19 protein-coding genes are annotated in these 19,908 nt (G+C 63.7%); 10 read left to right on the top strand and 9 right to left on the bottom strand.

From position 1 onward, the window contains the following. The first annotated feature begins 20 nt into the window (after positions 1-20). A complete protein-coding gene (locus tag G3N58_RS03965; RefSeq protein WP_167283307.1) occupies positions 21-830 on the top strand; it encodes an IclR family transcriptional regulator in 810 nt (269 codons plus the stop codon). Between the two features lie 170 nt (positions 831-1,000). Here the strand turns inward: G3N58_RS03965 and G3N58_RS03960 are convergent, their stop codons facing one another. The 7 genes from G3N58_RS03960 to G3N58_RS03930 form a co-directional block, all read right to left on the bottom strand. Continuing rightward, the gene (locus tag G3N58_RS03960) at positions 1,001-1,978 is read right to left on the bottom strand and encodes a hypothetical protein (protein WP_167283308.1); all 978 of its coding nucleotides are present in this window, start codon (positions 1,976-1,978) and stop codon (positions 1,001-1,003) included. A 412-nt stretch (positions 1,979-2,390) separates the two neighbouring features. Next, positions 2,391-3,668, bottom strand: coding sequence for an alkaline phosphatase family protein (locus G3N58_RS03955; protein ID WP_240162750.1), 1,278 nt, complete (start codon positions 3,666-3,668; stop codon positions 2,391-2,393). Then, the gene (gene phnA, locus G3N58_RS03950; protein ID WP_167283309.1) at positions 3,668-4,909 is read right to left on the bottom strand and encodes a phosphonoacetate hydrolase; all 1,242 of its coding nucleotides are present in this window, start codon (positions 4,907-4,909) and stop codon (positions 3,668-3,670) included. The genes G3N58_RS03955 and phnA overlap by 1 nt, the downstream gene beginning before the upstream one ends. A 13-nt stretch (positions 4,910-4,922) precedes the next feature. Then, positions 4,923-6,188: an ABC transporter substrate-binding protein gene (locus G3N58_RS03945; RefSeq protein WP_167044225.1), complete on the bottom strand. Its 1,266-nt coding sequence runs from the start codon at positions 6,186-6,188 to the stop codon at positions 4,923-4,925. Between the two features lie 150 nt (positions 6,189-6,338). Next, positions 6,339-7,190: a carbohydrate ABC transporter permease gene (locus G3N58_RS03940; RefSeq protein ID WP_167044222.1), complete on the bottom strand. Its 852-nt coding sequence runs from the start codon at positions 7,188-7,190 to the stop codon at positions 6,339-6,341. After that, positions 7,187-8,107, bottom strand: coding sequence for a sugar ABC transporter permease (locus G3N58_RS03935; protein WP_167044220.1), 921 nt, complete (start codon positions 8,105-8,107; stop codon positions 7,187-7,189). The genes G3N58_RS03940 and G3N58_RS03935 overlap by 4 nt, the downstream gene beginning before the upstream one ends. Next, positions 8,100-9,335 (bottom strand): ABC transporter ATP-binding protein, encoded by a 1,236-nt coding sequence (locus G3N58_RS03930; protein ID WP_167044218.1) that lies wholly within the window; start codon positions 9,333-9,335, stop codon positions 8,100-8,102. The genes G3N58_RS03935 and G3N58_RS03930 overlap by 8 nt, the downstream gene beginning before the upstream one ends. 165 nt (positions 9,336-9,500) lie before the next feature. Here G3N58_RS03930 and G3N58_RS03925 point away from each other — a divergent pair, with 165 nt between their 5' ends. Further along, entirely contained in the window at positions 9,501-10,466 is a 966-nt protein-coding gene (locus G3N58_RS03925; RefSeq protein WP_167044215.1) for a sugar-binding transcriptional regulator, read from the top strand. A gap of 78 nt (positions 10,467-10,544) precedes the next feature. Here G3N58_RS03925 and G3N58_RS03920 read toward each other — a convergent pair whose 3' ends face one another. Both G3N58_RS03920 and G3N58_RS03915 read right to left on the bottom strand, forming a co-directional pair. Then, complete coding sequence (locus G3N58_RS03920) at positions 10,545-10,979, bottom strand: cupin domain-containing protein (protein ID WP_205193014.1); 435 nt, start codon at positions 10,977-10,979, stop codon at positions 10,545-10,547. Between the two features lie 387 nt (positions 10,980-11,366). Next, complete coding sequence (locus G3N58_RS03915; RefSeq protein WP_205998509.1) at positions 11,367-12,896, bottom strand: ROK family transcriptional regulator; 1,530 nt, start codon at positions 12,894-12,896, stop codon at positions 11,367-11,369. Between the two features lie 205 nt (positions 12,897-13,101). Here G3N58_RS03915 and G3N58_RS03910 point away from each other — a divergent pair, with 205 nt between their 5' ends. The 8 genes from G3N58_RS03910 (at position 13,102) to G3N58_RS03875 (ending at position 19,900) form a co-directional block, all read left to right on the top strand. Then, positions 13,102-13,527 carry an RbsD/FucU domain-containing protein gene (locus G3N58_RS03910; RefSeq protein ID WP_167044206.1) on the top strand — a complete coding sequence of 142 codons (426 nt, stop codon included), beginning with the start codon at positions 13,102-13,104 and terminating at the stop codon, positions 13,525-13,527. 42 nt (positions 13,528-13,569) lie between these two features. Continuing rightward, positions 13,570-14,352: an inositol monophosphatase family protein gene (locus tag G3N58_RS03905; protein WP_167044203.1), complete on the top strand. Its 783-nt coding sequence runs from the start codon at positions 13,570-13,572 to the stop codon at positions 14,350-14,352. A 60-nt stretch (positions 14,353-14,412) separates the two neighbouring features. Continuing rightward, positions 14,413-15,171 (top strand): glucose 1-dehydrogenase, encoded by a 759-nt coding sequence (locus tag G3N58_RS03900; protein ID WP_205193012.1) that lies wholly within the window; start codon positions 14,413-14,415, stop codon positions 15,169-15,171. A gap of 85 nt (positions 15,172-15,256) precedes the next feature. Then, a complete protein-coding gene (locus tag G3N58_RS03895; RefSeq protein WP_345889857.1) occupies positions 15,257-16,330 on the top strand; it encodes a Gfo/Idh/MocA family oxidoreductase in 1,074 nt (357 codons plus the stop codon). After that, complete coding sequence (locus G3N58_RS03890; protein ID WP_167044194.1) at positions 16,330-17,160, top strand: sugar phosphate isomerase/epimerase family protein; 831 nt, start codon at positions 16,330-16,332, stop codon at positions 17,158-17,160. Before G3N58_RS03895 ends, G3N58_RS03890 begins: the two co-directional genes overlap by 1 nt. A gap of 47 nt (positions 17,161-17,207) precedes the next feature. After that, positions 17,208-17,978, top strand: a complete 771-nt coding sequence (locus G3N58_RS03885) for an alpha/beta fold hydrolase (protein WP_167044190.1) — start codon at positions 17,208-17,210, stop codon at positions 17,976-17,978. Beyond that, positions 17,975-18,910 (top strand): ROK family protein, encoded by a 936-nt coding sequence (locus tag G3N58_RS03880; protein WP_167044186.1) that lies wholly within the window; start codon positions 17,975-17,977, stop codon positions 18,908-18,910. The genes G3N58_RS03885 and G3N58_RS03880 overlap by 4 nt, the downstream gene beginning before the upstream one ends. A gap of 102 nt (positions 18,911-19,012) precedes the next feature. Further along, positions 19,013-19,900, top strand: coding sequence for a crotonase/enoyl-CoA hydratase family protein (locus tag G3N58_RS03875; protein ID WP_167044183.1), 888 nt, complete (start codon positions 19,013-19,015; stop codon positions 19,898-19,900). Positions 19,901-19,908 lie beyond the last annotated feature (8 nt).

Genomic DNA, 19,908 nt, shown 5'->3' with positions numbered 1-19,908 from the left:
GATAACGATGAGAAAGCTAAATGGCAGGGAATCTTGAGCGTGCGCTGGCCGTGCTCGAACTGTTGGCGAAGAATGGCGGCCGCATGCCGCTGGCCACGATTGCGGACACGCTGAACATTCCGCGCAGCGGCACGCACCGGCTCCTCTCGATGCTGATCGACGAGGGCTTCGTGCGCCAGGACGAAGAGCATGGCGAGTATCTGCTTGCCATGAAGCTCGTTTCACTGGCGTTGATCTATCTCTCGACGAGCGGGGTGTTCGACATTTCGCAGCCGGTACTGGACCGGCTGGCCGAGGCATCGGGCGAACTGGCGCGGCTTGGCGTGGTGGAGGGCGATCACCTTACCTTCGTCGGCAAGGCGCAGGGAGCGAAGTCGGGCTTGCGCTACGACCCGGACATGGGCAGCAACCCGCCGCTGCATTGCACGGCCAGCGGCCAGGCGTGGCTTGCCACGCTGCCGGACGAGCGCGCGATCGAACTGGTGTCGAGGCAGGGGGGGCTCGGTGCGAAAGCGCGGAACGCGCCGCGTGCGCCGAAGACGATCCAGCAATTCCTGAAGGACCTGAACGGCGCGCGTCAGCGCGGCTACGGTGTCGCTATCGAGACCTACGAGGCCGGTATGACGTCGATTGCGGCGGCGGTGCGCAATCCCGTTACTCATGAGGTCGTGGGCATCGTGAGCCTCGCGGGTCCGAGTACTCGCTTGCCGGAGTCGCGTCTGAAAGAGCTCGCGCCGCATTTGCTGGAAGCGGCAACGGATATGGGCGCGGCCACGCTGACTTCGCGATATTTCAAGCAGAGTATCGTGGCCAGTGCCGATCAAACGTAAGCGGCCAGACAATTCACCTTGAGTTCCGTTGAAGCGCCTGGGAGTATCGTGGCCACCTGACGATGAACTGCACCCAAAAAGCTAGACGATTTTTTAGGGTGTGCTTGTGATTGAACTGCTCCAGCGGTAAAGACCAATCTGACCGAGTTTCCGGGCCCATCTCTGATTTTTTAGGTGATTTTTTTGCCACTCAGCGTATAAGCCTCCTTGATGATCTCAGGCGCGATTGCCGCGGCGTTGGCGACGTTCGCCCCCAAAGATCTCGCGACGCCAGCAGCCAGGATCTCTTTGCGCAGTCCGATCGTCTCCTTATCTCTGGACTTCTCCAGGTGATAGAGGTCGTAACTCGCTGAGTATTGGTCCAGCACGGGCTCGGGAGTCCACTCTGGCGCACTGGGCCTGAGATTCCGTGCGTAAGTTTCATTGACTGCTTCTGAAGGCGATGTGAACCCAGCCAGGGCCGCAACGCCTTTTTGGGCCTCGGCCAAGATATCCTTCGCCTCGAGTGAACTAAAAGACGCAAGCACGACAGGGTCGTACTCACTGGAGTACTTACCGTCTTCCGCGAAGATTGCCGGCCCATCCGCCCACGGATCAACCACCACATTATCAGGATGTCGCTGCTCTGACGCCGGATAACGGGCGAGTTCCGTCCACGCATGATCCTTATGGAGGTCACTCACCAGTTGAGCGCTCTGATCAGGTTCCATGACAGCGCCAAGCATCGCCGCAGCGACTATGGAATGTTCGCCGCAATTTCCCGCTTTCGTGAACATTGCAGTTGCCGCTGCCTTTGCGGTTTGGGCAACTGCGTCAGTCCGGCCTCCGAATAGCTGTTCGAACGCCGGTCCTGCGGGTATTTTCCTGGTCATGAGCGTTCGAGCGGCAACCATGCGGACGATGGCCGCTGGTGAGTCGCTTTTGACATTGCCACGGCCGTGATTTAACGCTTCGCGGGTCAGTTCAAGTGCTTTCTGTCCATTTTCCAGATCGGCAAGGTCAGCACCTTCTACATGTTGTCTTTTTGCCGCACGGAGGAACAAGTACCCCGCCATCTCGGCCCGGATGGCGCTTGGACCGTTGCTGCTGGGGTCGCGTTTGGGAAGCGCTATTTTTCGCGAGGTGCGCGGCTGGGGCGGCCGGCTCATGAGTTCCGACAATACCCCCTCTAGAGTCGTAGGTTGAGTGACATCCGACTTTGGATGACTTTCAGGCCTGACCGGAGAGGCAGCGTGGCCTATGGGCCCGCCCGATGGCGACAGTCGGATTATTGGCATGACGTATTCTCCGGCAAGGTTGGAGAGAAGTAACGCGCAGACGAGCGCACGGGGCAATCGTATTGTTTCACGTTGACTTTAATGCACGCTTCACCCCAGACATGACTCGACGCGAAGCTCTTGCGCAGATCACGAACGTCTGCGGGGTTCCGATAACGCGTTGCTGTCAAATTGGGCAGCTGAAATAGACGTTTGAGATGAGCGACCTTTTTGCGGGTTGCATCAGACGACTAACCGACCTCACCACACCTCCCGACTCGACGCACACGGCCAGCCAGCAGCCTCAGCCAGCCATCGCACTCTCACGCCACAACGACACGCCATCCATACCGCCAGCCGGCAGGCCCAGAAAATCCAGTATGGTCGGCGCGACGTCCACGAGACTGGTGTCGCGGACCACGGTGCCCGCAGTCTGCTGCGCATGCTCGATCATCAGGAACGGCCGTGTCTCGTCCGCGCCCCAGCCACCGTGTTCGCCGTGTCCGTCGACGCGCGTTTTGCCGGGCTCGGCCACGGTCCAGCGCATGCCGTATGGATTAGCCGCATCGAGGCACGCCATGTTCACCGCCGCGACGATGCCGTCTTGCGGCGCGAGTCCGCGCGCGCATAGCGTGTCGCCGGTTTCGACCGAATCGGCCCACGGTTCCTCGCTGAGCGCATCGAGCACCGCTTCGAGCGCTGGCCGTCCCGCCGGAGTCGCATAGAGCACGGCGGCGGTGCCTTGACCCGCCACCGCGACGGCGCCGCTTTCGAGCGCCGCCGCGAGCCCCTGTGCCGCCAGCCAGGCTTCGATGTCGATGCTGCCGCCGATGCTTTCCTGCCCGTGATCGGAGCCCGCCAGCAGCAGGATGTCGTCGCCGCTCGCGCGCAGTTCGCGCACGGTGCGCACCACTTCGGCCACGCAACGGTCGGCATGGCGCAGCGCTTCGAGATGCTGCGGCGAGCCGAGCGGCGCGCCGTGCAGCGTCGCGTCGGGATGCGCGAGCCAGAGCAGCGCCACGGCGGGACGCGAGCCGGCCAATGCCTCGGAGCAGAAGCGTTGCGTCATGCTCCAGTCGCCGGCGAAATCCTGCTCGATCCGCAATGCCGCTTCGCCGGTCAGAGCGTGGCCGCCCGGCGCGTACGAGCCGGCTCGATGATAGACGTGGCCGAAATGTTCGGGGTCCAGAAAATAGGCGGCGCCGGGCGACACGTTGGAGAACGCGACGAAGCCGCCGTGTTTGGCTACGCGCTCGGCGAGTGTGGGCACGCGCAAGGTCTGTCCGGTGGCGCGCCTCATGTGGGCGCGGAAATCGGGTTTGCCGACGTCGTAGATACTCACCCGGCCCGCTTCCAGCAAGCCCATACGGTTGCCGTGCAGTCCATGCCGGCTCGGCCGGCAGCCCGTGGCGATCGAGGCCGCCGACACCCGCGTGACGGAGGGAAAGACTGCCCGGTACGCCGAGCAATGCAGCGCCGTCCGCTGTAGCGCATGCAGGGCCGGCGTGAGGTCCGGGTTGATCCAGTCGCGTCCCAGCGCGTCGCAGCAGACCATGACGACTCGTCGTTGCAGATTCGCCATCAGTTGCCGTGCTCCCCGGCGAGAGCGACCGCGAAGGCGTCGAAGTTGCGCAGCGCGCGGCCGGTGAATTCGTCCGCCGGCTCGAAGCTGGAAATGAGCGGTACCGGCTGCTCATGGAGGCTGCCGTGCGAGCGCAGCGGCCGGTCGAGACCGGACAGATCGTGTTCCGCGACGCGCGTGCCCAGCACGTGCGCGGGGCCGGCCAGCACGACGAGGTCGCCGATGCGGTCCGCCGGCAGTTCCAGCGAGGCCGCTGCTTCCTCGCGGTCGAGCACCGCGTCGATGCCGGGCAGGCCGGCGAGCAGCGTGCGCGCGGCAGCGATATCGGCGGCATTGGCGCCGTCGCCGTCATGATGCAGATAGACCGTCGCGAAACCGCCGAGGGCGCCGTGATGGCGCACGTAGGGATCGGTAATCGGCAGCACCACGCGGGCTTTCAGCGTGGGCAGGGCCGCGTCGAGCCGGTCGGCGAGGAACAGCACGTTGGGCTGTCCCGCCGCGTCGCTCTTCGCGCCCATGCCGTGGTCGGCGGTGAGCACGAGGCGCGCGCCGAGCTCGTGCATGGCGGCCAGATGGCGGTCGAGCATGGCGAGAAACTGATTGGCCTCGGTTTCGCCGGGCGCGTACTTGTGCTGGATATAGTCGGTGGTCGACAGATAGAGGAAGTCGGGCTTCCACCGCTGGAGCAGGAGCACGCCGGCGCTGAAAACCGCCTCGCTGGCAGCGGCGCTGTAGATCGGCGGCAGCGGGGACGGCAGGAAGCCGGCTGCCGCCGGGCCCGCCGTTTCGACCGAAAAGCACAGCGCGCCCGGGCTCTCGGGAAGACCATGGCCGAGCATGCGGCGCAGCTTGTCCTTCGCGGTGACCACGGCCACGCGCGCGCCGGCCCCGGCCAGCTCGGCGAGGATGGTCGGTGCACGCAGGAAGGCCGGGTCGTTCATCATGACCTCGGCGCCGGCCGCCTCGTCGTAGAAGTAGTTGCCGGCGATGCCGTGCACCGACGGCGCCACGCCGGTGACGATCGACAGATTGTTGGGATTGGTGTAGCTCGGCATCGCACACCGCGCGGCGCGGCACCAGCCACGCGCATGCAGCGATTGCAGGAACGGCGCGATGCCGCGTTCGAAGGCGGCGTCGAGATAGGTCCGGTCGAGGCCATCCACGCAGGCGACCACGGTCGGCTGCCTAGGCAGCGCGTAGCGCCGGCCGTTGACTTCGAGTGTGCGAACTGCGTTGGTCATGATGTTCTCCTGTTTATCGTTGCGGCAGCAAAGCCTGGACGTCGGTCGCCATCTCGGTGAGCACCTTGTCGGCGTCGCCGGCGCGCTGGCCGCTCGCCACGCTCTCCAGCCTGTCCTTGATCACGTCGATCGCCTTCAGCCCGTTCGGACCGGGGAATGCGTACCAGGCCGTCGCATAGGGTTGTTCCTGCACCGCCACCGCGAAGTTCGGGTTGGCCTTGTAGAAGTCCTTCAGCAGGGCGCCCGCTTTTTCGTTCGGCGGAAAATAGCCGGTGCGGCGTGCGACCTCGGCGGCCTGCGCCGGCTCGGTGGCAAAGCGGATGAAGCGCCAGGCGGCCTGCTGCTTGGCCGGATCGCGTGCGGTGATCATCAGGCCGTTGCCGCCGGCGGGCAGATGCGAAAGGCCCGGCTTGAGATCGGGATACGTGCCGACCGCCAGCTGGAAATGACCGGCGGTGATCTTCTGGATCGTCGCGAGCTGGGAGGTCGAGGTGGCGAAGATGCCGAGGCTGCCCGCCGCGAACTGCTGGCGCGCCGCCGTGTGGGTCAGGTACGGCATGCCGGCTTGTGTGACCAGCCGCGCAAGCCGGCCGATGGCCCACTGGCCCTCCTTGCCGTCGAAGGCCACCTTGCGTTCGCTGGCGTCGAGCATGCTGCCGCCGCGGCTCAGGACCAGCGACTGCCACATCCAGTTGCCGGTCTCGTCCCACGCGTAGAAGATGCCGTTGGTGCCGGAGCCCAGCGCATTGATCTTCTTCGCCAACGCCGTCACGCCGTCCCAGGTGGTCGGCAGATGGGACGGGTCGCCGCCCGCGCGGCGCACGAGATCGGCGTTGTAGTAGAGCACCGGCAGCGAGATCGCGAACGGCAGCGCGTAGCTGCGGCCCTTCACCTTGCCGGCCGCCAGCATCGCGGGGCTGTCGCCCTGCGAGGCAAAATCCTTGTCCGCGGCGATGAGCGGATCGAGCGGCACCGCGCTGCCCTGATCGGACAGGGCGCGGATGTTGTTGAGCCCCTGCATCACCACATCGGGTTGCGTGCCTGCCACCGATTCGCGCAGCACGGTTTGCAGCACCTGCTCGTACTCCGGCGCGGGCGCGCGGTACACGATGCGCACGTCCGGGTTAGCCGCCATGAAGCGTTTGGCGAGATCGTCCATGGCCGGGCGGAACAGGTCGGGGAAGGCGTACAGCACCGTCAGCTCGGTTTGGGCGGCTGCGGCCGGCTGCACGCCGAGGCCGGCGAACGAGCCCACTGCCATGGCGATCACGGCGAACATCTGCCTGAGGCGGGTTCTGCGTGTTTTCACTGCGTGACTCCTGTGATGAGGCCGCGGCGCGGTGCGCGGCCGGTGGTCGATACGGTCGAGGCCGATATGGGTCGATACGGAAAAGGACCGCCCGGCGGAAACGCGCGGGCGCGGCGCGCCTCAGCCTTTCATGCCGGAGAGCGCGATGCCTTCGATGAAGCGGCGCTGCGCCAGCAGGAACGCCAGCACTAGCGGCGCCACCACGATCGCGGCGGCGGCCATCAGCGCGCCGTAGTCGGTGCCCGCTTCCTCGTTGCGGAAGAACGCGATGCCGAGCGGCGGCGTGAGCTTGTCAGGTGACGACAGCACGATCTGCGGCCAGAAGAACTCGTTCCAGTGCGCGCTCACCGAAAAGATGCCGAAGGCCGTCACGGCGGGCAGCGCGACGGGCAGCATCAACCGGAACACGATGGCGAACTCGCTGAAGCCGTCGAGGCGGGCCGCGTCGAGCAACTCGTCGGGCACGGTGCGGAAATACTGGCGCAGCAGGAAGATGCCGAACGCGGAAACGCCGTAGGGCAGCGCGAGCGCCCAGTAACTGTCGACGAGGCCGAGCTGCTGCGCGAGCAGGAACTGCGGGATCGCCACTGCCTGGGGCGGCAGCATCAGGCAGAACAGCACCGCGCCGAACAGCAGGCGGCGGCCGCGAAACGGCAGCTTGGCGAGCACGTAGGCGCACGGCAAAGCGATCGCCAGCTGCAAGGAAAAGATCAGGACAACGACGAGTATGCCGTTGGCGAGGTAGCGCAGCATCGGCACGCTTGCGAACACGGTGGCGAAGTTCTGCCATCCGGCGAAGTGCTGCGGCAGCAGATGCAACTGGCGCGAGAAGATTTCGTTGGCCGGCTTGAAGGCCGTCGAGAGCATCCAGGCGAACGGCGCGAGCGACACGAGACTGCTGATGCCGAGCAGGGCATGACGCAGCAGCGAACCGCCCAGCCCGGCGAGACGAGGCTTGCGCGAAGGGTTCATGAAGCGCTCCGGTCGCTCGAAAAGCGGAATTTGACGAGCGTGAGCACGCCCACCAGCAGAAGAAAGAGCACGGCGATGGCGGCGCCCCGGCCCGTGCGGAAAAATTCGAATGCTTCGCTGAACATCGTGAAGAGCAGCACCTCGGTGGACTTCTGCGGCCCGCCGCCGGTGATGACGTAGACGGTTTCGAACAACTGGAACGAGCGAATCGTCGAGATCACCACCACGAAGCCCGTGATGGGCCGCAGCAACGGCCAGGTGACGAGCCAGAAGCGGGTCCAGCCGCTCGCCGCGCCGTCCACGGCGGCCGCTTCGCGGTACTGCGCGGGAATGCCGGTCAGGCCGGTGAGGAACAGCACCATGTTGAAGCCGGTGGCCTGCCAGATGCCGATCAGCGCGAGCGAGAGCAGCGCCGTGCGCGGGTCTTCGAGCCAGTGCGGGCCGGCAATGCCGACGCGCGCGAGCAGCAGGTTCACGAGCCCGAAGCTCGGATGCAGCATGAACTCCCACACCACCGCAATCGCGATCGTGGCGGCCATCACGGGCAGAAAGTGCAGGGTGCGATACAGGGAGCGCAGGCTCGTGCGTGCGTCGATCAGCAGGGCAAGGCCGAGGCCGAGCACGGTCGAGGCCGGCACCACCAGTGCCGTGTAGAGCAGCGTGTTGGCGAACGAGCGTTGCAGCACCGGGTCGTGTGCCAGCGACGCGAAGTTCTGCAGTCCGATGAAATCGACGTGCGATGCGCCGAGCCGGTAGTCGGTGAAGGCCAGCACGATCACGGCGACGAGCGGCAGGATCAGCGTGGCGAGGCCGAGCAGCACGGCCGGGCCCGCGAACAGGACGATCACGGGCGTGCGCGAGGGTCTCGCGGTCGGCAAAGCGAGGGCGGGGGAGCTTGCGCGCAGCGGCTTAGCCATGCACCACCCGCATGCCGTGAGCCGCAGGCCGACCGGTTTGCGCGACGCGCTGGCCGTCCGCGTCGAACACGACCGCACGCGCGAGATCGGCCTGCAATCCGCAGGTTTCGCCGATACGTGCATGGGCGTTCGGCATGCCGGACACACGCACCGCGAGGCGCGCGGGCGGCGCGCCGGCCGCGCCGTCCACGGCGACGTGAATCAGCGTGTCGGCGCCGAGATATTCGAGGTTGAGCACGCGTGCCGGCAGGGCGCCGGGGCAGCTCGCCTCGACCAGCGTGAGGTGCTCGGCGCGCAGGCCGAGCGTGAGCGCCGTGCCTTCGGGCAGATCGACGGCGAGCGGCAGGATGCAGCCGTCCGCCGCGCTCAGGGTTTGTCTGGCCGTGCGAACGCTGGCCGGCAGCAGGCCGATGACCGGTGTGCCGATGGTGCGCGCCACTTCGATCGAGCAGGGCTGTGCGTACAGCTCCGCCGGCGTGCCCAGTTGCAGGATGCGGCCGGCGCGCATGACCGCGATGCGATCCGCCATGGTCATCGCTTCCACCTGGTCGTGCGTGACGTAGAGCGTGGCCACGCCGAGCCGCCGGTGCAACTCGACGATCTCGCCGCGCATGCTGGCGCGCAATTCGGCGTCGAGGTTCGACAGCGGCTCGTCGTAGAGAAAAACGGCCGGCTGCCGGACGATCGCGCGCCCGAGCGCCACGCGCTGGCGCTGGCCGCCGGATAGCGCGGCGGGCTTGCGTTCGAGCAGCGCGCCGATGCCGAGCGACTCGGCCGCTTCGCGCACTTTCGTGTCGATCGCGGCGCGGCGCCGGCGGCTCGCGGCCGAGAGCCGCCAGGCGAGCGGCACACGCTCCCACACACGTAGCTCGCGTAGGGCGAGCGGCGTCGCGATGTTCTCGCGGATCGTCAGGTGCGGATAGAGCGCGTAGTTCTGGAACACCATCGCCACGTCGCGCGCGGACGGGCCGAGCGTAGCCGTGTCGCGGCCGCCGATGTGAATGGTGCCGCTATCGGGCCAGTCGAGTCCGGCGACCATGCGCAGCAGGGTGGACTTGCCGCATCCGCTCGGCCCGACCAGGGCGACGAACTCGCCTTCGCCGATTGTCAGGTCGATCTGGTCGGCGGCGACGTACGTGCCGTAACGGCGCGACACGCCCGCAAGCTCGATGCCGCCTCGCGCGCGCCGCGTGCCGGCGGCGCCCATCGTGTCAGGGATCTTGTTCATCCGAATACCCGAAGCTCATTTGAGTTCGCTAAGGTACATTTGTAACGTTACCCTTTTGTGACTGCGAAAACCCATTTGTGCTCATGCGCCGGAAGGTGATACCGTTGCACACCGCCGGCTTGCCGCGTCACGGCGAGCCTGCAAGGACAACGGAGAAAATCGCGCATGGAACGCCACAGGAACGCCCCTTCCGCAGACGAGGGGCAATCGATCGACGCGCAGGTGATGGCGCGCATTTGCTGGGCGTATTTCAAGGAGGGGCAAACCCAGGAGGCGATTGCGTTGCGCATGGGTCTCACGCGCAAGCGCGTGAATCGCGTGCTCAACGAGGCGCGCGCCAGCGGCTTCGTGCAGATCACGATCAATAGCCCGGTGGGTGCTTATGTCGAGCTGGAAGTGCGGCTGACCGAGGCTTACGATCTGCGCCGCGCGATCGTGGTGCCGACGCCCGAAGATGCCGACGACTTGCGTCCGGTGGTCGGCGCGGCGGCGGGCCAGTACGTCTCCAGCCAACTCGGGCAGGGCGCCACGCTAGGCATCAGTTGGGGCGGCACGATCAACGCCGCCGCGCAGAACGTCATACGGCGGCAGCAGATGGACAATACCGTGGTGTTGATGTGCGGCGGCCTTGCGCGCAGCACGCGCATCAATCCCTACGACAACGCGGCTTTGTTCGCGCGGATGCTGGACGCAACCTGCTACTACATGACGGCGCCGCTGCATGCGGAGACGGCCGAACTGCGCGACGCGCTCGTTCGCAGCGAGCCCGTTCGCAGCGTGCTGGAGATGGCGAGGCACGTCGACATGGCGTTGCTGAGCGCGACCGATCTCTCGCCGCAGTCGAAGATGCTCGAATATGGCGTGATTTCGGAAGCGGCCTGCCAGTCGCTACGCGATGCCGGCGCGGCCGGCGACATCTGCGGGCATTATCTCGACGCCGACGGACGACTGGTCGATCATCCGCTGGCCGCGCGCACGATCAACCCTGCTCTGGAGGACCTGCGAGCGATTCCCGAGCTGATCCTGGCTGCGGGCGGATTGCAGAAGGTGTCGATCATTCGCGGGGCGATCCGGGCCGGGCTCGTCCATGTGCTGATTACCGACGAGGCAACCGCGGTCGCGTTGCTATGACGGCGGCACCCGGCGCGATGTGCCCTGTGCCGCATCGTCTTCGAACGGCCTTTTGAGGGCCGTTCGAGCCTGTGGAAATCAGGCGCCGGGCGGCAGCAGAATCTCGATCCCAAACGATTCGGCGAGACGCAGCAAGCCCGCCATCTGTTCCGGCGTGGGCGGTTGCGCCGGGATTTCCGCGGCGCCGGCGCCGGCCGCGCCGTCCAGAGGGATACCCGCTTGAGCAATGAATTCGTCGAAACCGCCGGGCGTGGTGGTCACGATGCAGCGCACGGGCTTTTCGCCGAGGTTGCGCAGCCGTTGCGGCACGCCGCGCGGCGCGAAGTAGGAGGAGCCGGCGCTCAGTATTTCGACTTTGTCTCCGATCGTGACTTCCATTTCACCTTCGATGATGAACATCGACTCGTCTTCGCGATGATGAATATGCAAGCCGCCGTCGCCACCCGGCGGCATGATGCCTTCGATCATCGAAAACTGGCCGCCGGTTTGTGCCGACGAGAGAAGCACTCTCATGCGAACCCCCATAAAAATATATTCGGGAGGAGTGCTTTGCATGACGGCGGGGAGTGGGTGTTGAGCAGTGTTCATGGATGCGATCAGATAATCAAAAGAAGTGTACGGCGGGGCGCTTGCGTGGTTGCCGATAACCGGGTTTCGTGATTTTACTCAGGATGGTTGAATGTCTGCTCTGGAGACGGCATGGGTGACTGGCAGCGTGCCCCATTCTTACCAGTTCAACGGAGAGCAGGGGGGCGCAATGACGAAGCAAATAGCTGTGATGCGAAGCTGCGTCAGCGATCAACCACAGCGGCAGTCAAGGGGAAAGACGGGGCAGCGGCAATGCGTACGGTGTGTGCGGCGGTGGACGTCTTCGAAGCGGCCCAAAGATCAAGGACAAAGCTAAAAGGCTCGAAGATCACTACCCGCACCGGAACCATTCAGGCTCGGCAACGCAAATAGCTGGTTCCTGACGACGGAAGCGGCGCCGATAGCGGCTCCGTCCACGCCGAGCCGTGTGATGTAGATCGGCGGCGCCGTGAAGCCGTGCATGAGGTTGCTCGCCAGCGCCCGTTTCACCCTCTGTTCGACGCGAGGGAACAATATGCTCAACGGTCCACCAAGGACGATCTTTCCGGGGTCCAGCACATAGACAAGATTCAGGATGCCCGTTGTCAGGACATTCGCCCATTCATCGAATGTTTCTTCGAGTGCAGGTGTGCGGCCGGTATGGTCCGTGCGTGCCAGCCATTCGAGACCGCGCTCGAAACTCTGATCTTTCGGCAGGAACGCGCGGAAACGTTCATAGCCCGCGAGCAGTTCGAACGTGTGCGACGCGATCGCGCCCGGAGTCGCCCCCATCACCATATGCCCCAGTTCGCCCGCGTAGCCGCGCGCACCTTCGAGGATGCGTCCCTGCTGAACGATCGCGCCACCGAGACCTTCGGTCAGCAGAATCAGCAGCATGTTTTGCGCATCCTGCTCGCGAGCCATCGTGCGTTCGGCGTTCGCAAAGGCGACGGCGTCGTTGCAAACCGTGATGGGCCACGCCAGATCGTTGCGTGCGGACAGTATCTGTTTCAACGGCACATCGCGCCAGCGCAGGAACGGTGCGATGACCACGCGACCGCCGCGATCGACGAGTCCCGGCACCGAAACGCACAGGCCCTGAACGCGGCTCGGCTCGACGCCGCTCTCCTGCAGAAGACGTGCGGACAGGATCGCGATCTGCTCGACCACGCGTTCGACGTTGTCCGCATGAGCCTCGATGGAATCGCTGAGCCGATGCGCGATGCGCATTTCCAGATCGACCATCACCGCCGTCAGGTTGAGGCTGGATATATCGATTCCGATGGCGTAGGCGCCCTGCGGATTCAGACGTATCCCTGATCCTGGCCGGCCAGGCCGGCCGCCCTCCACGCGGTCGGACGTTTCGACAACCAGCCCCGAGTCGATCAACTCCTTGACGGCGTGTCCAATCGTTGCACGCGTCAGCCCCAACTCTCGCGAAAGATCCGCACGACTCAGCGTGACACCGCGCTCAAGCTGCCGCAGACATCGCGCCGTATTGATATGGCGCAGCAGCATGGGGGTTGTCGAGGCGGTTTCCTGTGGCGCCGCCTCGGGCGTTGGGCTGTCCACGCGCGAAGGCGGGGCAGGGGTGGTCCAGTCTCCGGGCACGGCCGCCGGCCGTGCCGAGTGGGGATCGAACTGCTTCTCCCGCGCGGCTTTGCGAAACCTGTACAGGTAGCTCTTCAACGTCGCGGTGGTGATGGCGAGCCCATTTTCGTTCAGCACCTTCACGACGTCTGAAATGCGCGCGCCGGCGCTCAGGCGCTGCTCGATGTCGGGCAGGACGCTGCGCAGCCTGGCGGCCTTGTTGCCGGCTTCGATCCCGGTAATGGCTAAGCGGAGTGATTGGGGAGGCTGCATCGTGCGATCCTGGCTATTTTTTGCATTCTAAACGCATCCTTATCGCATTTCAAATGTATGTATATGACAAAAATAAGCGCGTTAACCCCGAATACATCGATTTTTATATTTGTTTAAAATACAAACAAATAGAGTGCAATCTCGCTGCCGATGCGTGGCTGCCGCCGACGTATTTCGTCCATCTCAACGTTTGACAGGAAACAACATGCTCAGGAATATCGACCCGCTTCTCGGCCCGGAACTGCTTGCGGTGCTGCGTGCCATGGGGCACGGCGAGGATATTGCGATCGTCGATCGCAACTACCCGGTGTTGAGCGCCGGTCCGCAAATCATTCGGCAGGACGGCGCCGACGGTCCGCGTGTACTCGACGCCATTCTTTCGGTTTTGCCGCTCGACAAAGGCGCACAGACGATCACCCGCATGGAGGTACGCAACCAGCCGGCCGAAATCCTGCCGGTCATGAGCGATTTCATTTCGATTGCGAACACCCACGCGCCGCATCTCGGGGTCGATTCGTTGCCGGCGGCCGAGTTCAAGGTGCGGGCCGCGAAAGCGGTAGCCATCGTCGTGACTGGCGAGGCGCGCGTGTACGGGAATATGCTGTTGCGCAAAGGCACCTTGCCGCTGTGAGCGGCAAACAGGGGGCAGCATGCCGGTTAAACGGAGGACTTCATGACTGATGCGTTGATGAATTTGCGGTTTCTGGCCGCGTGTGCGATTGCCAGAGAGGCGGGGCAGCTGATCCGCAGGCGTTTCCTTGCGCGCGACGATGCATTGAGTTTCAAGTTCAAAGGTCCTCAGGACTATCTGACTGAAACGGATGGAGAAGTCGAGCGACTGATTGCTGCGCGACTGGCCGCCTCGTTTCCCGACGACGGCTTTTTCGGCGAAGAGAGTGGCGGCGAAGTCGGCGATCGCGTGTGGATCGTCGACCCGATCGACGGAACGGCCGATTTCGCGCGCGGCGTGCCTTATTTCTGCGTGTCGATTGCATTTGTCCAGCATGGCAAGACGGAGATCGGCGTGCTGTACGACCCGATGCTCGACGAGTTGTTTGCCGCGCGCAAAGGGCACGGCGCCACCATGAATGGGCAGCCCATCAAGGTCAGCGCGATTGCGGACATACGTCAGTCCGTCGTCGAACTCGGGTGGTCGTCGCGCGTTCCGTTCGAGCCTTATGCCAAAGTTCTGGAGACGCTGCATTCATTGGGCGCGGGCGTAAAGCGGCGCGGCTCCGGCGCGCTCGGTATCGCCTATGTGGCCATGGGGCGGCAGGATGCCTACTGCGAACTGCATATCAACTCATGGGATGCGGCGGCGGCCGTCCTGCTCGTCGAAGAAGCGGGCGGATGGGTCAATGACTTCCTCACGAAAGAATGTCTCACGCGGGGCAATCAGGTCGTTGCCTGCACGCCGGGACTGCGTGGCTGGCTCGAAACCGTGCTGAGCGTATAGCCAAAGCGTGGAATGCATCCGGTCGTTTTATCAAGGAGAGGAACAGTGCAGGAGAATTCGGTGAACCCCTTTGCATTGAAGGGGGAAATTGCTCTTGTCACGGGCGCGACACGAGGAATCGGCCGCGCGTGCGCGAAGGCCCTTGGCGAAGCGGGCGCAGCCGTGGCGCTCGGCTGCCGCGACATGCGGGCCGGCGCCGACGAGGCGCAAGCATTGCGCGATGCCGGCATCAACGCGGTCGCAGTGCAGATGGACATGATGTCGATCGAGTCGATCGAGCAGGCCGTGTCGATGGTAGAGACGGAACTGGGTCCGCTGTCCGTGCTGGTCAATAACGCAGGTCACAGCCGCCCGGCGCCCGCCATGGAGGTCAAGACCGGCGACTATGACGCGATGTTCGATCTGAACGTCAAGGGGGCTTTTTTCGCCTCTCAGGCCGCCGCGCGCAAGATGGCAACGCGCGGTCGCGGGTCGATCATCAACATTGCATCGCAGGCCGGGTTCGTCGCTCTCGATGGCGAGTCGATCTACTGCATGACGAAAGCCGCGATGATTCATATGACGCAATGTCTCGCCGTCGAATGGGCGCAGCATCACATCCGCGTCAACGCCGTTGCTCCCACGTTCATCCGGACGGACAGCACCAAAGGCTGGCTCGAGAACGAAGCCACGCGCAATTCACTGCTTGCGCGAATTCCGCTGCGCCAGATCGGCGAACCGGAGAACGTGGCGGAACCGGTCGTGTTTCTCGCCTCGAATGCGGCTGCGATGATGACCGGCGCCACGCTAAAGATCGACGGCGGCTGGACCGCCGTGTGATGTGGGGCCCACGGAGGCCGTGAGAACGGCGTCCGCCTGCATCGATGTGCCTGATATTCGGTGCGGGACACCGATGGAGAACGCTGTGAGAAAGGATGAAAGGCAATTGCGTATCGGCATATTGGGCTGTGGACCGATTTCGCAGTTTGCACACTTCGAGTCCGTGCAGAAAGCGCGCAACGCCACGTTGTTTGCGGTGTGCGATGTCGACGAAGGTCTCGCGCGACATTTCGGCCAGTTCTACGACGCGCAGAAGATCTATCTCGACTATGACGAGATGCTCGCGGACCCGGAGGTGGACGCCGTCGTGATCGGTACGTCCGATGCGTTCCACGTACCCGCGTCACTGAAGGCACTTGCTGCGGGCAAGCACGTGCTGTGCGAGAAACCCATCGGCGTTTCGGTCGAGGAGGTCGAGCAGCTCGCTCTGGAAGTTCGACGTTCGGGCAAGGTTCTGCAAATCGGCCACATGCTACGCTTCGATCCCGGCATCGAATCGGCGAAGGCATTCGTGCAGGATGAAATGGGCGAGATGCTGGCGCTCAAGGCCTGGTACTGCGATTCGACGCATCGCTATACCAACACGGACGCGATTCAACCCATGCCACGCCAAGGCACGCGCGTGCTGCGTCCGCAAGGCGACCCCAAAGCCGACAGGCAACGGTATTTCATGCTGGCGCACGGTAGCCATCTCGTCGATCTCGCGCGCTATCTCGGCGGCCCGATTCGCGCGGTCGATGCGAGGCTGCGAGAGAAATTCGGCGCTTATTGCTGGTTCGTGGACGTCGATTTCGAAAACGGCACGCTGGGGCATCTGGATTTGACCATCGCGGTTCGCATGGACTGGCACGAAGGGTTTCAGATCTACGGCGAGCACGGTAGCGCGACCGCGAAAATCTATAACCCCTGGTACTACAAGGCGAGCGACGTCGAGATTTTTCACGAGCGTAATGAGACGACGACGCGCGTGCTGGGAGCCGATGGGCATTTCTATCGACGCCAGATCGAAGGGTTCGCGGATACGGTGCTGAATGGCGTCGCGGCACGAGGCGCCGATATCGACGATGGTGTTGCGTCGATCCGGGCAATGGTCGCGATTGCGCAATCGGTGCGTAGCGGCGCGCCGGTCGCCCTCGATGAAGCCGGGGGTGCGTTGTGATGACGCCAGGCGTTTTTGCCCGGACGTACGCCGCGAAATACCCTGGCGATCTGTTCGTGCGGATACGCGCCGACGGGTTCTCCGCCGTGCAGTTCAACCTTTCATGTGCGGGACTTGCGGCATTGCCCGACGTGTTTCCGTCCGGCATGGGGGAACGTATTGCCCAAAGCGCCAGGGAAGCGGGCCTGACGTTGTGCGCGTTATCGGGTACCTACAACATGGCGCATCCAGACCCGGCACAACGACAACGCGACAGAGCCGGGTTCGAAAACGTGATGCGGGCAGCGCGCGAGATGGGCGTCTCGCTGGTGACCTTGTGCACCGGATCGCGCGATACCTCGAATATGTGGCGCGCTCATCCCGACAACCGCTCTGACGAGGCATGGCATACCCTTCGCGGTGAACTCGATTTTGCGCTGGCACTTGCCGAGGCATTCGATCTCGTGCTCGGTATCGAGCCGGAACCGGGCAACGTGATTGCAGATGCGAGGCTCGCGCGCAGGATACTCGATGAGATGGGTTCGACGCGTCTTGGCATTGTGCTCGACGCCGCCAATCTTCTTCCGCCCGAGGCGCAGCCCCGGCAGAACGAGATCGTTGCGGAGGCCGCGGAACTGCTCGGGGGCAGCCTGTTTCTCGTGCATGCGAAGGATATAGACCGTCATGGCACCGTCGTTCCCGCAGGCCAGGGCGCCGTCGATCTTCCGGCATTCGTCGCCCGGATGAAAGCGGTTGGCTACGATGGTCCGCTGGTCGGCCACAACTTCGAAGAGTCCGAGGCGCCTGGCGTGGCATCGTATCTGTCGTCAATCATTCAGGACTGCGCGTGATGACTGGCCGCTACTTTGAAACGGCGGATGGATGCAGGCTGGCATTCGTGGATGAGGGCGAGGGTCTGCCGGTGTTGTGGCAGCACGGGTTGGGCGCGGACCGCAGGCAACCGGCGGAGGTTTTTCCCGCGATCGACAGCATTCGCCGCATCACGCTCGAATGTCGCGGCCACGGTCTTTCCGCGTTAGGGAGCGTCACGGCATTGTCGATCGCACAGTTTGCCGATGATACCGTGGCCCTTCTGGATCATCTTGGCATCGGGCGCGCGGTCGTCGGCGGCATATCGCTCGGCGCGGCCGTGGCGTTGCGCATCGCGGTGTCGCGCCCCGAGCGCGCGGCCGCGCTGATTCTTGCGCGGCCCGCGTGGGTGGACACGGCGGGTCCCGCGCAACTGCGGATCTATCGCGACGTGGCCGATCTTCTCGCGAAACATGGGGCCCGCGAGGGTTTGATGCGACTCGAAGCCGGCGAGCGTTTGCAAGAGATCGAAGTAGTCTCGACCGATAACGCGGCATCGATGCGCGGCTTTTTCACGCGGAGCGATCCGGAGTCGACCATTGCGCTGTTGAGTCGCATTCCCGCACAGGGGCCGGACGTTCAACGCAGCGATATCGGCGGGCTCGATTTGCCGACGCTCGTCGTTGCCAACGGCCAGGATTATGTGCATCCAGTGGAAATGGCGCAGACGCTGGCCGACCTGATTCCGGGTTCGACGTTGAGGATCGTGACGTCGAAATCTGTAAGTCGCAACGAGTACCTCGCCGGGATGGAACGGGCGTTGCGCGAGTTTCTGATGCCGATGCGGAGCGCGTCATGACACAGGCCACAAAGAGCTTGCAGACACCAGACGGCGCATCCATTCTCGTGATCGATATCGGTGGTACGAACGTCAAGTTTGGCTACGCATGTGGCGGCCAACCGCTGGCTTATCGCAAGCTCTTTTCGAGCGATGCGCTCAGAGCGGGGGATCCTGTGCAAGCACTGGCACGAATGGTCGGGAATGTGATCGCGGAGACAGGCATCGCGCCACAGACGATAGTCGCCGCCGTGCCGGGATTTATCGACCGGGATGGCGATCGCGTTCTGCATGCCGCGAACATCGGGAGTCTCGATGGCCGGCGGCTGGGTACCGAGCTTGCGCGGCTCGTCGGCTGCACCGTTCTCCTTGAGCGTGACGCGGTATTGGCCCTGCTGGGCGAGACGCGAGCGGGCATTGTTGGGGATGCAAATGATGTTCTCGGCATCTTCTTCGGCACCGGGATCGGTGCGGCTTACGTGAATGACGGCAAGCCGTTTCGCGGCGGCGGCTGGGCGCTGGAAATCGGTCTGATGCCGTTTTGCGCGCAAGGTCCTGTGCCCGAGGGCGTGCGACCGGACTGCCTCGAAGCCTATGCATCCGGGCGTGCGCTGCAAGCCATTGCCGAGCGTAACGGCGTGTCCATTGACGGTGTATTCCAGGCATCGGGGTTCGATTCTTCGTTGGAGAAAGAGCTGTCGCGCTTCGTCAGATATCAGGCGATGGCGGTGGGCGCGGCCATTGCGATGATGTCGCCGTCTGTGATTCTTCTCGGTGGCGGAATCATGGATATGGCCGGCTATCCGCGGGAAGCGTTGACCGAACTCATCGGCCGTTTCGTGCCGATGGCGGAGACGGGACGCACGTTGGATGTGCGCTGGTCCCGGCACGGCTGGACCGCCGTTTTGCATGGGGCATCCGCGATCATCGCGGGGGGCATGGCTACGCTATAGGTAGAAAATAGATTCCCGAATGGTTGGAGGTGCTAAGCAGGATTGCAGTTTTTGAGTGTGCGTTGCTTAATCCATATTTCTATTTTGAAAGAGAAATTCAAAATGAATATGCCTCAGAAGAACGCGTATCGGCAATTCAAAAAAACAGGCAATCTATCGCAAATCTCCGCTTGCTACGAGGAGGGGCGCAACATCCTGTGGGTGATGTTGCACCCGCGGCCGCGCCCCTGCTTCAATGTCGAACTCGTGCGTGAAATTCTCGAACTCGCCCAGGCCGCCCGGGAATCCGATGTGCCGATCGACTTCTGGGTCACCGGCTCAAAGGTTCCGACGATGTTCAATGTCGGCGGGGACCTCGATTTCCTGGCGAAAGCGATTCGCATGGGAAAACGCCAGGAGCTGATGGCCTACGCACAGGCCTGCGTCGACTGCGTGTATGCAGCAGCGCGAGGGTTCGATACCGGGGCCATTTCGCTTGCGATGGTCGAAGGAACCGCACTTGGCGGAGGGTTCGAGGCAGCGCTTGCACATCATTTCCTGCTCGCTCAGCGCGACGTACAAATGGGGTTCCCGGAAATCGCGTTCAATCTCTTTCCCGGTATGGGCGGGTATTCGCTCGTCGCTCGCAAGGCAGGCATGCTGCTCGCCGAAGAGCTGATCGGCGCGGGCGAGTCGCATACGGCGCAATGGCATGCGGAGAAGGGGCTCGTCGATCAGGTATTCAAGCCGGGCGATGCCCAAGCCGCGATGCATACCTTCATCGACAAACTGCGCCCGAAACTGAACGGCATTCGCGCCATGATACGCGCGCGCCAACGCGTGTTGCCGTTGTGTCGTGCGGAATTGCTGGCGACTACTGAAGACTGGGTCGAAGCCGCCTTCGATATCAAGGAGAAAGACCTCGCCTTCATGGAGCGTCTCGTCGTCATGCAAAACCGGCGCTCGTCCAGTTTGCAAATGGGGTCTACGAATTTTTTCGAAAACGGGTAGGTCCGGTA

This window comes from Paraburkholderia sp. Ac-20342 (assembly GCF_017104985.1).
Taxonomy (GTDB): Bacteria; Pseudomonadota; Gammaproteobacteria; order Burkholderiales; family Burkholderiaceae; genus Paraburkholderia.
This window is presented reverse-complemented; position numbering and strand designations above follow the sequence as displayed.